General features: G+C 47.6%; 10 protein-coding genes. 9 read left to right on the forward strand and 1 reads right to left on the reverse strand.

Annotated features, from left to right (window positions below; translation table 11 throughout):
• Positions 1-76: 76 nt before the first annotated feature.
• Together NSQ38_RS07565 and NSQ38_RS07570 are read left to right on the forward strand one after the other, a co-directional pair.
• Complete coding sequence (locus NSQ38_RS07565; protein ID WP_339788302.1) at positions 77-889, forward strand: (2Fe-2S)-binding protein; 813 nt, start codon at positions 77-79, stop codon at positions 887-889.
• A 152-nt stretch (positions 890-1,041) separates the two neighbouring features.
• Entirely contained in the window at positions 1,042-1,521 is a 480-nt protein-coding gene (locus tag NSQ38_RS07570; RefSeq protein WP_062836886.1) for a glutathione peroxidase, read from the forward strand.
• Positions 1,522-1,631: 110 nt separating this feature from the next.
• On the opposite strand, the gene pelA is transcribed toward NSQ38_RS07570, so the two are convergent.
• Entirely contained in the window at positions 1,632-2,807 is a 1,176-nt protein-coding gene (pelA, locus tag NSQ38_RS07575; RefSeq protein ID WP_339788305.1) for a pectate lyase, read from the reverse strand.
• A 462-nt stretch (positions 2,808-3,269) separates the two neighbouring features.
• On the opposite strand from pelA, the gene NSQ38_RS07580 reads away from it, so the two are divergent.
• From NSQ38_RS07580 to NSQ38_RS07610, 7 genes are all read left to right on the forward strand, one after another.
• A complete protein-coding gene (locus NSQ38_RS07580) occupies positions 3,270-4,631 on the forward strand; it encodes an FAD-dependent oxidoreductase (RefSeq protein WP_339788308.1) in 1,362 nt (453 codons plus the stop codon).
• A gap of 362 nt (positions 4,632-4,993) precedes the next feature.
• Positions 4,994-5,845, forward strand: a complete 852-nt coding sequence (locus NSQ38_RS07585; protein ID WP_339788311.1) for a formate/nitrite transporter family protein — start codon at positions 4,994-4,996, stop codon at positions 5,843-5,845.
• Positions 5,846-6,293: 448 nt separating this feature from the next.
• The gene (locus NSQ38_RS07590; RefSeq protein WP_339788313.1) at positions 6,294-8,357 is read left to right on the forward strand and encodes a molybdopterin oxidoreductase family protein; all 2,064 of its coding nucleotides are present in this window, start codon (positions 6,294-6,296) and stop codon (positions 8,355-8,357) included.
• A 191-nt stretch (positions 8,358-8,548) separates the two neighbouring features.
• Positions 8,549-9,772, forward strand: coding sequence for an MFS transporter (locus tag NSQ38_RS07595; RefSeq protein ID WP_339790436.1), 1,224 nt, complete (start codon positions 8,549-8,551; stop codon positions 9,770-9,772).
• 277 nt (positions 9,773-10,049) lie between these two features.
• Positions 10,050-11,597 (forward strand): response regulator, encoded by a 1,548-nt coding sequence (locus NSQ38_RS07600; protein ID WP_339788315.1) that lies wholly within the window; start codon positions 10,050-10,052, stop codon positions 11,595-11,597.
• Between the two features lie 225 nt (positions 11,598-11,822).
• The gene (locus tag NSQ38_RS07605) at positions 11,823-12,788 is read left to right on the forward strand and encodes an ABC transporter permease subunit (protein ID WP_062836891.1); all 966 of its coding nucleotides are present in this window, start codon (positions 11,823-11,825) and stop codon (positions 12,786-12,788) included.
• A 15-nt stretch (positions 12,789-12,803) separates the two neighbouring features.
• Complete coding sequence (locus tag NSQ38_RS07610; protein ID WP_175381446.1) at positions 12,804-13,673, forward strand: carbohydrate ABC transporter permease; 870 nt, start codon at positions 12,804-12,806, stop codon at positions 13,671-13,673.
• The last annotated feature ends 17 nt before the right edge of the window (positions 13,674-13,690 follow it).

The following is a 13,690-nucleotide window of genomic DNA, read 5'->3' on the forward strand; positions in this document are numbered from 1 at the left end:
GGTCCTTACATTATAGAATGAAGCCGCTGTGCATAATGCACGCGGCTCATTCGCATTCATGGGAGGTTTGCAACCAATGGGAGCAATCAACTACACGTGGTTAGAGCAATATGGACGTATAACGACCGGTCCGGTTAACGAACCGGTTTTTGACATGCCTTTGACATTGTTAAGACATCCGGAGAACGCAAAGCTTATGCTCGAAGCCTATAATAAGCACCTGCGTGCAGATTCTCTTCGCTCTGCTGCTGTATATTTCATGCACTCTGTTCGCGGTCTGGTGCTCGGTATTCATTACTTGACGTCTATGTGTGATGCATCGCTGAATATTTCGCTGGAGAATATCCAATTGCAGTTGGAGGTTCAGGAAGGGCGTCCTGTACTCCATTTTCAACTTGCAGATGCAACCGGGCATGCCCATCCTGGATCAGTCATCAACGGTGTTGAAGATGCATCCCACTGGCAGAATGAGTTGCTTACAGCATATTACGCCGAACAACTGCGCCCATTAATTGAAGGAGTGGCCCTTGCCGGAGAAGCAAACACGGGACAGATGTGGGCACAGCTTGCATCCATCCTGAGATGGTTCAAGACGACGGTGGTAAAGATGGACATTACGGAATCGGAACGAGAAGCTGTAATTCAGGGGTATGAGCATGTCATCGCCTTGCCACCGGAGATTCTTGGGTTGCGTAAGAATTTGTTATCCTTCAAACCGGTCGAGATTGCTAATCCCCATCAACCGGGAGAGACCATGCTAATGAAGCCGACATGCTGCCTGCACTATCAGGTGTACGGTGGTCAGAACTACTGTTACAGCTGTCCCAAACTGACCAAGGCCGAGCGGCAAGAGCGGTACGATGCGATTGTGGCTGCCAAGTCAGGTTGAAGTGAGTCGGGAGCAAAGGGATATGGGTAGATCCGAAATTTGGTAATCGCATCCGATCAGGTTTATAATAATAAGACAGGCTGTAGGTTCATTGGTTATGCCAACGTGCTCGCAACAGTCCAAACCAACATATGTCATGGGAGGAATCAGTCATGTCCGTATATTCATATCAGGCGGTAACTACCGCGAACCAGGAAGTCTCACTGGATCTGTATCAAGGTAAGGTATTGGTCATTGCCAATACAGCCAGCAAGTGTGGACTGACCCCACAATACGGTGAATTGCAAAAGCTCTACGATCGTTATCGCGATCAAGGCTTGGTTGTACTGGGTTTCCCTTGTAACCAGTTTGGAGGGCAGGAGCCAGGTACAAGTGAGGAAGCCGAATCATTTTGCCAGATTAACTATGGTGTGAATTTCCCGGTGTTCGCCAAGGTAGATGTGAATGGTGAGGAAACACATCCTCTATTCCAATACCTGAAGGAGCAACAACCCGGCGTAGGCGAAACAAGCGACATCCAATGGAACTTTACCAAGTTCCTTGTGAACCGTGAAGGTGAAGTGGTAGGTCGTGTTGAACCGAAAGAATCCCCGGAGACCATGATTGCAGATATCGAGAAATTGCTCGGTTAATACATGAACGTTGAGAAGCCTATCCTTGCATAAACGAGGATAGGCTTTTTTTAATTGACTTCGTATACGACGTGGCTTTATCTATCAGTAGGTAGAGGTTGGTTCCAGGATCAAGGCAAGGGCTTGCTTAGCGTGTAATAGCCTTGATCAGAGGCCAGCTTAAGCAGGTTAAGAGCATAGCTTCCGGCCCAAGAGTAGCCGTGTCTGCGTTCCTCACTGATGTCCAGAATGTTCATATACTTCAGTCCATCCCGATCCGCGTAGAAAGGCACATCTTCTTCCACGTTATAGAAACGGTACCAGATCACACTCCCCGCATCCGGTTCAAAATACACGGGTCCTTGCCGGTTATACTTGGTGCCATTCTCTCGCACCGTATCGAACCAACGCAGAGCCCCTTTCGCAGCTCGTTCAATCTCGGGAGTCTGGGGCCTGGACATGAGAAAAGCAGTAATCGCCACCGACTCTGATCCCGACTTGGAGGCTAGTTCATACGCTCTGCCCGGCACAGGAGCGTAGGTCGCAGGATCATGCTGTGCACCCCAAACGGTGGGCGAACCATCATTGATAATTTGTGCTTTCAGTGTATAATCAATTCCTTTGTCCAGAGCTTTCTTGAGCTTGCTGCGGTCATTGGTGGTCAATATATCGTTGTTAAACCCACTTCTTCGCTCAACCATATCATCTAGCAAAACCATTGTTTGCACCATGGCATTGTCGTTGTAAGTCACTGCGTCGGAGTAATTACTGCGTTTGGGATAGACCTGAGGCCATCCGCCGGACGGATATTGGGAGACCAGGATAAAGTCTACGGCTTTACGAACACTGTTCTTAAAGGCCAGATTGCCTGTTTTCTCATACATGTCTGCCAGGAAGCGGATTTCGGAAGTTGTCGCATCATTATCAAACGTACCAAGTTCAATGCCATTTGGATCTTTCCAGCCTGATCGTGCTGTTACACCATCCCAAGGGGCTGCATATTGCTCTTCCATGTCTTTGTAAAATCCACCGTGCGGCATTTGCCACGAAACGATATTTAGGGCATAGGCCGTATCTTTGACCAGATCGCCAGTTGCAAAATGACTGACATCCCTGAACTTTTGAAGCAGTGAAGACACATCGGCACCTGCTGGGAGTTTGGAGGACAGAACCTCCGTTTTAATCGTAACGGGTGGAGAATCGACAGAAGCAGCAGTAGAGGGGATGGCTAATCCAGTTGTCATCATAGTGATGGCAAGCGTAACGGGAACCATGCGGAATACGACAGGCATTGAACGTTTCTTCAAATGAACGCCTCCTGAATGAAATGAGATTTGGTGTTTAATTTACATAAAATCCATTTAAAGGATTGATATTATTGTAAGCGCTTACGATTTTAAAAATCAACCCTGTAATTAAAATTGAAGCCATTTATTTTTTGTACAAGTAAAACATGAATGCAGGGCACGCTTCTAACTTTATGCGTCCATACAGGGAACGCGGAAGCCTTTGCATAGCATAAATTGACTCGAATCCGGGGAAAATGAAATCAATAAAATGAAGGGAAGAAAGGCTTGAATACATGGGAATCCCCTCTTTCAACAAACTTTTTTTGCTCAACCTATTGCAATGTGAAAAAGATCACATTATAATGAGTGTATAAAGTGAAATAAATCACATACACAGTATTGATTAAGAAGTGAAATATTTCACAAATAAAACAACCTTATATTCAAAACTCATTTATATATTTCGAGGAGGAACTTTTAATGAAAATCGCAGTTATCGGATGTACACACGCAGGGACCGCAGCCATCGTAAACACCGCCAAATTGTACCCGGATGCTACCATCACGGTGTATGAGCGCAATGACAATATCTCCTTCCTATCTTGTGGCATTGCGCTCTACGTAGGTGGAGTTGTGAAAGACCCTGACGGTTTGTTCTATTCTTCGCCTAATCAATTGGCAGATCTCGGCGTTGTAACCAAGATGCTTCATGAAGTTACAGCAGTTGATGCCAAGGGTCATACCCTTCGGGCTAAAAACCTGCAAACCGGGGAAGAATTTGAAGATACGTTTGACAAACTGATCGTGACAACGGGTTCATGGCCTGTCGTTCCGAAACTTGAAGGCATTGAGATGGACAACATTTTACTTTGCAAAAACTACAATCATTCCAACACGATTATTGAAAAAGCCAAAGATGCCAAACGCGTTACCGTTGTGGGTGCAGGATATATCGGCGTTGAACTGGTTGAGGCGTTCCAGATGAACGGCAAGGAAGTTACCCTGATCGACAGTGTGGACCGGATTTTGAACAAATACCTGGACCCTGAATTCACCGATGCAATCGAAGAAACGCTGACTGGACGCGGTATCAAGCTGGCTCTCGGTCAAACGGTACAGAAATTTACTGGAGAGAATGGCAAAGTGACCAAGGTAATCACGTCCAAAGGGGAGTTTGAAACCGATCTGGTTATTCTGTGCATTGGTTTCCGTCCAAATACAGAGCTGCTCAAAGGCCAAGTGGATATGCTGCCGAACGGTGCAATCGTCGTGGATAAATATATGCAAACGAGTCAAAAAGACGTCTTCGCTGCGGGTGATAGCTGTGCTATTCATTACAACCCGACAGGTAAAGCAGCGTACATTCCACTGGCGACTAACGCCGTGCGGATGGGTACACTCGTAGCCCGTAACCTGGTTCGTCCTACGACACCGTATATGGGTACACAAGGCACATCGGGTATCAAAATTTATGAGCAAAATATCGCGGGTACAGGCATGACGGAAATGTCTGCTGCTGAAGAAGGTCTGATTGTGGAAGCTGTCGTACTGGAAGACAGCTACCGTCCGGAATTCATGCCAACGGCTGAAAAACTGTTGCTTAAAGTGGTATATGAGCAGGCAACTCGTCGGATCGTCGGAGCACAGGTGATGTCTCAGGTGGATATGACCCAATCGATTAATACGATCTCGGTCTGCATCCAAAACAACATGACCGTAGATGAGCTGGCCTTCATCGACTTCTTCTTCCAGCCACATTACAACAAACCGTGGAACTTCCTGAACACGGCGGGTCTGCAAGCACTGCCTCCAATAGAAGTAAAAGCACCAGCAATGGTGTAAGGAAGCAGAATAGATGCTTAAACAGAGAGTATAACCAAACAGTATAGGTGACTCAATAGCACGGCTAGGAATCAAAGTAGATAAGTATATAAACATCTGACTCATAAGATGCAAAAAGACTGGCGAACATATCGTCAGTCTTTTTGATATTTGTATGGAGGTACATAGTAACATGCGCATATCTCTTGCTGTCATAGTCATTGAATGACAAATTTAATAACGATTTTTATAAATGAGATTGTGATAATTTGCACAAAGTTTTACGTGGTACCGAGATACAATTGTGATAGGGTTTAAGCGCAAAGTTAAGTGTTTTAGGTTGTTTTCCCAAACGATGAACAATGAAGGAGAGGATGAATGATATGGCAGCAAAAACACCTCTTGAGGTTGCACAATATACGACGCAAACAGGTATGAAAAAGGCTCAATATCCGGTGTCTTCTGTACTGGTGCTCAGTTTTCTGGCAGGGGCTTTTATCGCGCTGGGTTTTCTACTGGATATTCGGGTGATTGCGTCTGCTCCGGCAGAGTGGGGGAGTCTGGTTAATCTGATTGGAGCAGCGGTGTTCCCAGTGGGATTGATCATGGTACTCATCGGTGGTGGCGAGTTGCTGACGGGAAATATGATGGCTGTTCCACTCGCGACGATTGCACGGAAATTATCCGCGGGCAGCATGTTGAAAAATCTAACCTTAGTGACGATTGGCAACTTTGTTGGAGCTTTATTTGTTGCGTACGCGTTTGGACATGTGCTTGGTCTGACCGGAGAGGGTGTATATCTGGCGAAAGTGGTGGATATGGCTGGGCATAAGCTGCATGACGGCTTCCTGCAAGCTTTCATCTCTGGCATCGGCTGTAACTGGCTGGTTGCGCTGGCGGTGTGGTTATCTTATGCATCAGATACGATGAGTGGCAAGGTACTGGGCATTTGGTTTCCAACGATGGCATTTGTGGCCATTGGATTCCAGCACGTTGTGGCCAATATGTTTCTCATCCCAGCAGCAATCTTCGAGGGGTATTATTCATGGGGACAATATGTCATGAATTTCATTCCAGTATGGCTCGGGAATCTGACTGGGGGAGCTCTGTTTGTAGCCGCTGCTTACTGGATGGTGTACCTGCGCCAAGCTGAGCCGAAAGTGAAACCAGAGGTAGCAACATCGATCGAACCTGTGGAGACGGAGGGTAGAGTGATGCTGAGCAAGCAGGCGTAGCGGAATATAGCACTACAATGCATTACTCGATACACGTATATCATATACACATAGAAGTGAATACGATTCTGATCTTGTTCGGTTCATGGCGAATATGCTGTGATGGAGCAGGGCGGGATCGTTTTTTGTATGAGGGACGTTATTGGAGTTTAACGCAAAATAAATTCGCCATGACAAGGTTCGGGGGAACGAAACCTGTTCATGGCGAATTTCGGGAGTGGTCCATGATATGGCATGAGGAGGAAGTGGGGAAACACTAGCCTAATGCCTTGTTTTTAATTTACCCCTGAATTCTGAAGTTGAATCAAACGATAAAACATTTTTTTGAAAATAATTTAAAGCTGCTATAGCGGTTAATATTAGGCGAAAATATACTGTTCTCTTTACGTGATAACCTCGAAGAAGATATGATATAGGGATAGTTTTTTTAAAGAGGGGGAGCCATACGATGATCGATCAGGAGAATGGGGTATTTGCAGCGGTATGCCCGCTCGATTGTCCGGACACTTGTGGTCTGTTGTTACATAAAGAGAACGGTAAAATTGTGAAGGTGGCAGGCAATCCGGATCATCCGATCACCAAGGGTGCCATTTGTAATAAAGTCAGAAATATGACCGAGCGGGTGTATCACCCTGAGCGTCTACAATATCCGATGAAACGTGTAGGAGCCAAAGGGCAAGGTAAGTTCGAACGAATCAGTTGGGATGAAGCAATTCGCGAGATTACGACCAAATTCACTGCATTGTCCGAGACTTACGGCCCGGAGAGCATCCTGCCCTACAGCTTTTACGGTAACATGGGCATTCTCGGCGTAGACGGCATGGACCGACGTTTCTTCAATGCGCTTGGTGCGAGTGTACTGGAGCAGACGATCTGTAATGCGGCCGGGAATACCGGCTGGAAATATACGATGGGCGCCAACCATGGAACGGTGCCGGAAGATACGGAGCATGCGGATCTCATCCTGGTATGGGGCGGGAATATCGTTAGTACGAATATGCACCAGGTTGTTTTGGCGGAGAAAGCCCGCAAGAAAGGCGCCAAGATCGTCGTAATCGACGTTCATCGTAATCGTACCGCCCAGTGGGGCGACTGGTTTATTCCTTTGTATCCGGGCACGGACAGCGCACTGGCGCTAGGATTGATGCATGTGCTGTTCGAACGGGGACTGACGGATGAAGCGTTTATGCAAAAATATACGGTGGGACATGAGGCACTGCGTGATCATGTCCGCAGTTACACCCCTGAACGTGTTGCACGCATTACTGGCGTGCCGGAGGAAACCATTGTCGAGCTGGCCGAACTATACGGCAACGCACAGGCAGCTCATATTCACATCGGCAATGGCCTCCAGCATCATGATAATGGGGGCATGAACGTGCGCAGCGTTGCATGCTTGCCTGCCATCACAGGGCAATGGCTGAAGCAAGGCGGCGGTGCCGTTCGTACCAACGGCTATGCGAGCACGAATAGCGACGCGCTGGAACGTCCGGAGCTGCGGCAGAATCCGGAGCCGCGAGTGGTGAATATGAACCGGATTGGTGAAGCATTGCTGGAAGCAGAGCAGCCGATCCGGGCCATGATGGTCTACTGCAGCAATCCACTGGTGGTGGCGCCGGATACCGAGCGGGTGGAGCGAGGTTTTGCACGGGAGGATCTGTTCACGGTTGTGCATGATCTGTTCATCACGGATACGGCGAAATATGCAGATATCGTATTGCCAGCCACATCTTCCTTTGAAGCGACGGACCTGTACACCTCTTATTGGCATCAGTACGTTCATCTGCAAGAGCCGGTAATTGCACCGATTGGGGAGAGCAAGAGCAATGTGGAACTGTTCTCACTGCTTGGGCAGGCTATGGGGTACGATCCTGCAATCTTCGGAGAAACGCCGGAACAGATGATTGAGTACGCTCTCCAGGACACAGGCAACCCCTACATGAATGGAGTCACGTTGGAGGGACTGAAGCAGCACCGATTCGTGAAGCTGGATATGACGCCACATGCTGCATTTCTGGATCAGCTGCCCACGCCTTCAGGCAAAATTGAATTGTACTCAGAGACAATGGAACAGAGAGGTCTTCCACCGCTCCCTACTTATAGTGCTTTGGTTGAAGGATATGATGGGGAGAATCCGGCTGGACCTGCCGATACGTATCCATTGATGTTCCTATCACCGCCAAACCATAATTTCCTGAACTCCACCTTTGGCAATTCAGCCAAACATCAACGTTTGGAAAAGATGCCTCTATTGCAGATACACCCCGAGGACGCCATCCGTAGAAACGTGGAGGATGGAGATGCAGTGGTCGTATGGAATGATCGTGGGCGCATCGAACTTACTGCCAAGGTAAGTGAAGCCATGTTGCCGGGAACCGTCATAAGCCAAGGCTTATGGTGGGACGGGGACGGCAAGAAGCAGCGAGCGAACTCGCTCACGTCCAACCGGTTGTCTGACATGGGCAACGGAGCCACCTTCTTCTCAGCCACTGTTGAAGTGAAGCGTCAATGAGTGTGCTTGCAGCGTGATTTTTTTGAGGTAAGATGAACAAAGAACAAAATGTAGCAGGATATAAAGAGCAATAAAAAGTAACACTTCCAAAGGCCTTCGCTCTGGCTGGTTATGCCGTCAGGGCTAAGGCTTTTTTTGTTTTGGTATGGTATCACGTTGTGTAGCGTATTAAGGAGAATGAACTAGAGATGATGAGATGGCTGGATAACTATCCAAAAGAAGTGAGAGTATTTCTACTGGCAAGTCTGGTTAACGCAACCGGCAGTGCCTTGATGTGGCCGCTGACCACCATGTATGTGTTTGATGAGCTAGGGCGGACGATGGCTAACGCGGGTTTTGTAATCCTCATTCAGTCCCTGGGTGGCATCTTTGGACAATTGCTTGGAGGTTCATTGTACCATCGGGTGGGCGTGAAGAAGCTGATCATTGGCTCACTGGCGCTTAATGCGTTAGGTTTGTTTGCGCTGCCGTGGATTAGTGCGTACTGGGTCGTATTTATATGTGCTATGGGCTGGATTGGTCTGTTCAGTTCATTGTCGCTGCCAGCGATTCAGGCCTTTATTGGCTTCAGGTTTGCGGAGCGACGCGGTGAATTATTCAATATTATCTATGTAGCGAACAATATCGGGGTGGCGATTGGTACGGCGCTGAGTGGTTTTCTGGCTGACTTTTCCTATCACCTCAGCTTTGTTCTGAACGGGGTGACCTCGGCCGGATTTGCGATTTTCTTCTGGTATTATCTATCGCGAGTCGAACCGGATCAGGGGGAAGTGCATCTGACCAAACGCAGAACCGTTCCCGATGGGCCGGGCGTCTGGGCATTGCTGGGTAATACCCGATTATATCTGTTTATGAGCTTGGGCGTGCTGTTCCTGTTATTCGGCAACTCCATCTGGAACACAGGTGTGTCCCCGTATATCATTTCTGAGGGTATGGAAAAAAGAATGTACGGTCTGCTCTGGACCCTGAACGGGGTGCTGATCTTTGTGGGCCAACCCTTTACCAGCTGGGTGAAACGGACCATGGCCCGTACCTCCACTGCCCAGATGACCGCGAGTGCGGTATTCTATGGCATGGCCTACATTGTCATGATTACCATGTACAGCTATCCAGGCATGGTGCTTGCAATGGTACTTGCCACGTTTGGGGAGATGTTGATCTCCCCTGCAACGCCTGCATTTATTTCTGAGCATGCGGGCAGGGCGGCACCTTTTTACATCGGGATATCGGGTGGGATCGGTGCGGTTGGACGGGTTATCGGGCCCTATGCGATGGGGGTCATGTATGACAAACAAGGACTTATTCCTGTAGCTTGGCTGGCAACAGGCACAGCGGCGATTGCGGTACTTGGTTTTGTACTGCACGCGGTGTTGAACCGCAATCGTGAAGTGAAGGAGTATGGGATGGATACGTAACATTGTAACGTTATTATAATCTTCCCGTACCCCAATGATATTGTAAAATGAAGCGAGGATAACCTTCACCCTTTAGCGGGTGAGGGTTGTATTGTCTTTGCAGGGACCCGCTCCAATAGCCAGCTAGTGAATGATTTTCCCGATGAGATGAGACTGGATTGTTCAGAAATCAGACTTGTTATGCTTCAATTCCATGTCATTCAACGTTCTTCCCTCTATTTGTGCATAATGCCCATATAATAGAATGGAACTGGTTAAAGGCAGGAGGGTGCATACGATGTACAAGGTGTTGTTGGTTGATGATGAATTTATGATCTCGGACGGGATCTCCAGCGTCGTGAACTGGTCCCGATTAGGAACAGAACTGATCGGCATTGCTCAAGATGGATTGGAAGCGCTTGCTTCGATCGAGCGGCAACGTCCGGATATCATTATCTCGGACATTCGCATGCCGGGCATGGATGGATTACAGCTGGTTGAAGCTGTGGCGGAGAAGTATCAGGATATCTCATTTATCATGCTCACGGGTTTTACGGAGTTTGAATATGCGAAGACGGCTATGCATTATGGGGTAAAGCACTATTTGCTCAAGCCCTGTAGTGAAGAGCATCTTGTACAGGCTATTAGTGAATTGGTCAGTGAGAAGCGGGAGTTGACCGATCAGGAGTGTTTTGTGCAGTCGATCCAATATAATCTGGAGCGTGTACTGCCGCATGCCAAGGAATATTTTCTGAAAGAGCTGGTCACCAACAGAACTTACGGCCTCAAGGAATGGAAATATTTCGAGGAATTGTTCGATGTACAATTTCAGGATCAACGTGTGCGATTGCTGTTGGTAGAGATTGAGGGGGATCATGAGTATTTGCACTTGTTCGCGGTGAAGAACATTGCCGAGGATATTTTTCATAATCCGATCTTAAGTACCACGGTTGGTGGGCATGTGTTATTGATGATGGAGGACAAGTTGTCTGAAACACAGTTGTTCCATAATATCGATGAGATTCGCGCCACATTTACCCGATATTATCATGATGATCTCACGATTGCGCTGAGCGAACCAGGGGATCTTCCACAGGCACGACAATTGTATATGCAGACGCTGGTGTATCTCAATTACCGCTTTTACCTCGGTGAGGGTAGTCTCATTATGGAGCGAGATGTGTACTCTCCCGGGGAGCGCACTCTTCCCGAATTCGCATATGATCCAGAGCGGATGGCTACTGCAATTAAGGCTGGACACTGGCAGGAAGTCGGAACAGAACTGAACCGGATGTTTCAGCAGCTCGCTGACTTACGATACGATATATCCCAAACGAAGTCCTATCTCATTCAGATGTTTATGGAAATCATTCGGCTCAGCGGCTCTACCGAGATGAAAAGGTATATGGACCAGTTGCCAGGCATGATTGAATCCAGCACCTTACATTCTTTTCAACAGTTTCTGCTTGCCGTCGCCAAGGAAATCACGCTGCGTCGCTACGAACAACATCGCTCCAGACAATCGCAGATGGTAGGCAGTGTGAAGCAGATCGTGGAGAAGCGTTACAGGGACGAAACACTGACACTCCAGTCCATCGCCGGGGAAATATACATGAATCCAGACTACATCGGCAAAATGTTCAAAAAAGAAACCGGTGAGAAATTTACGAACTATGTGTTAAGTTACCGCATCCGCAGAGCATTGGAGCTTCTGGAGCAGGACGGGAACTGCACCGTATCCTGGCTCGCTGAACAGACGGGGTTTGGTGCCAATTGGCCGTATTTCAGCAAAATGTTCAAGAAATACACCGGCTTCTCTCCTTCCGAGTACAAAAAAGTACCCTAAAACAGCGTTGCTGTCGCTTCTACATAGCTCACCTGTATAACCAGTCTACATCCGACCTACGATAGCACCCTGTTTGCCATTCATCGGCAGCAGGGTCTTTTTTTGTCGGACGGAACTCGGTTTTGAACATCCATTTAACGGAAATGAGCATGGGAAGAAAAGGCGCTCGATTCTATCATTAGAAGTGTCATGTTAAGTAATGAACATCGAGTGGAGGTTGAGTGGATGGAGCTGAATCGAAGCCGGGGGATCGAACCTGGGCGTTTGAAGCCAGCTGGCAAATGGAGTTCGGTGAAAAAGGAGCTTGTCCGCAACAGATACGTGTATCTGATGCTCGTTCCTGTTGTAGCCTATTATCTGATCTTCAGCTATGGGCCGATGTACGGGCTGCTGATGGCATTTCAGGAATCCTACAGCCCGGTCAAAGGAATTTTGGCAGGCGAATGGGTCGGGTTTGACAATTTCACCATGTTTTTTGAAAGTTATTATTTCTGGCGACTGATTAAAAACACACTAATTTTGAGTTTTTACAGTATTGTGTTTGGTTTCCCGGCTCCGATTATTCTGGCCCTGTTACTGAATGAAGTACGGAAAAAGTGGTTCAGAAGCACGGTGCAGACGATCAGTTACATGCCCCATTTCATCTCGGTTGTTGTCGTGGTCGGAATGTTGAAAACGTTCTCATCTTTGGACGGTGGGTTGTTTAACGTCATTCGTGACTTTTTCGATCTGCAGCCGATTATGTTCTTGGCGGAAAAGGATATGTTCCGTCCGATGTACATTCTGTCCAACATATGGCAGGGCGCAGGCTGGGCCTCCATTATCTTTTTGGCAGCGCTTAGTGGAATTGATCCACAGCTGTATGAGGCTTCCAAAATTGACGGCGCAGGCCGCTGGAGACAGCTATTACATATTACACTGCCGGGCATTATGCCAACGATTGTGATCATGTTAATTCTACGTATGGGGGCGGTCATGAACGCGGATTTTCAGAAAATATTGCTGATGCAAACGGCACCGACCTATGAGACATCCGATGTCATATCCACCTTTGTCTATCGATCCGGTATTTTGGAGGGGAACTATACGTATTCAACCGCCATCGGACTATTTAACGGCGTCATTAATTTCGCGCTGCTCATTATCGCGAACGCGATCAGCAGAAAGCTTAACTCAACCAGTCTCTGGTAATTGGAAGGTGAAGCGATGAAACAGTCTATAGGGGAACGAGTTTTTGATGTATTCAATACACTGCTACTCGTGGTGATCATGATTTTATGTTTTTACCCGATGCTGTACGTGTTCAATTCTTCAATCAGTGATCCGGATCAGATGCTGCGTTCCCGGTCACTCATGCTCATTCCTGAAGGCTTCCAGCTGGGAGCGTACAAGTCAGTATTTCAGGATACTCGCATCTACACGGGATATATGAACACCTTGTTCTATGTTGTGGTGGGTACCGCCATCAATCTGCTCATGACTTCGCTGGCTGCCTATGGGTTATCACGTAGTGATCTGATGGGCAGAAAAACGTTGATGAAATTAATTACGTTCACGATGTTTTTTGGCGGTGGCATGATCCCGACGTTTCTTCTAATTCAAAATCTGGGGATGGTGGATACCCGTTTCGCGCTTATTATTCCGGGTGCCATCAGTACATTCTATTTCCTCATTATGAAAACAAACTTTGAAGGCATTCCGATCAGTCTGATCGAATCGGCGAAGCTTGATGGTGCCAATGACTTTCTGATTCTTTTCCGGATTGTACTGCCTTTGTCGAAACCGATCCTGGCGGTCATGATGCTGTATTATGCGGTTGACCATTGGAATGATTATGTCGGACCGATGCTCTACCTGCGCAGTCAGGAGCTATATCCGATCCAGATTATTATGCGTGATATTCTGATCAGCAGCAGTACAGAGGCCATGGGCGCGGGCGCCGATACCGGCTTTGCCATTGGGGAGAACATCAAATATGCAACCATCATTATCTCCACGCTGCCGATTATGCTGGTATATCCGTTCATCCAACGTTATTTTGTTCAGGGCGCTCTAATCGGTGCTGTGAAACAATAAAAAATGTATCCTATGGA

Origin of the sequence: Paenibacillus sp. FSL R7-0313, from assembly GCF_037969885.1 — a bacterium.
In the GTDB taxonomy this organism is placed as follows: domain Bacteria; phylum Bacillota; class Bacilli; order Paenibacillales; family Paenibacillaceae; genus Paenibacillus.

Coding starts and splice junctions, on each gene's coding strand:
- NSQ38_RS07585 (WP_339788311.1), top strand. CDS start 4,994: ATGGCAGCAAAAACACCTCTTGAGGTTGCACAATATACGACGCAAACA.
- NSQ38_RS07570 (WP_062836886.1), top strand. CDS start 1,042: ATGTCCGTATATTCATATCAGGCGGTAACTACCGCGAACCAGGAAGTC.
- NSQ38_RS07565 (WP_339788302.1), top strand. CDS start 77: ATGGGAGCAATCAACTACACGTGGTTAGAGCAATATGGACGTATAACG.
- NSQ38_RS07605 (WP_062836891.1), top strand. CDS start 11,823: ATGGAGCTGAATCGAAGCCGGGGGATCGAACCTGGGCGTTTGAAGCCA.
- NSQ38_RS07590 (WP_339788313.1), top strand. CDS start 6,294: ATGATCGATCAGGAGAATGGGGTATTTGCAGCGGTATGCCCGCTCGAT.
- NSQ38_RS07610 (WP_175381446.1), top strand. CDS start 12,804: ATGAAACAGTCTATAGGGGAACGAGTTTTTGATGTATTCAATACACTG.
- NSQ38_RS07600 (WP_339788315.1), top strand. CDS start 10,050: ATGTACAAGGTGTTGTTGGTTGATGATGAATTTATGATCTCGGACGGG.
- NSQ38_RS07580 (WP_339788308.1), top strand. CDS start 3,270: ATGAAAATCGCAGTTATCGGATGTACACACGCAGGGACCGCAGCCATC.
- NSQ38_RS07595 (WP_339790436.1), top strand. CDS start 8,549: ATGAGATGGCTGGATAACTATCCAAAAGAAGTGAGAGTATTTCTACTG.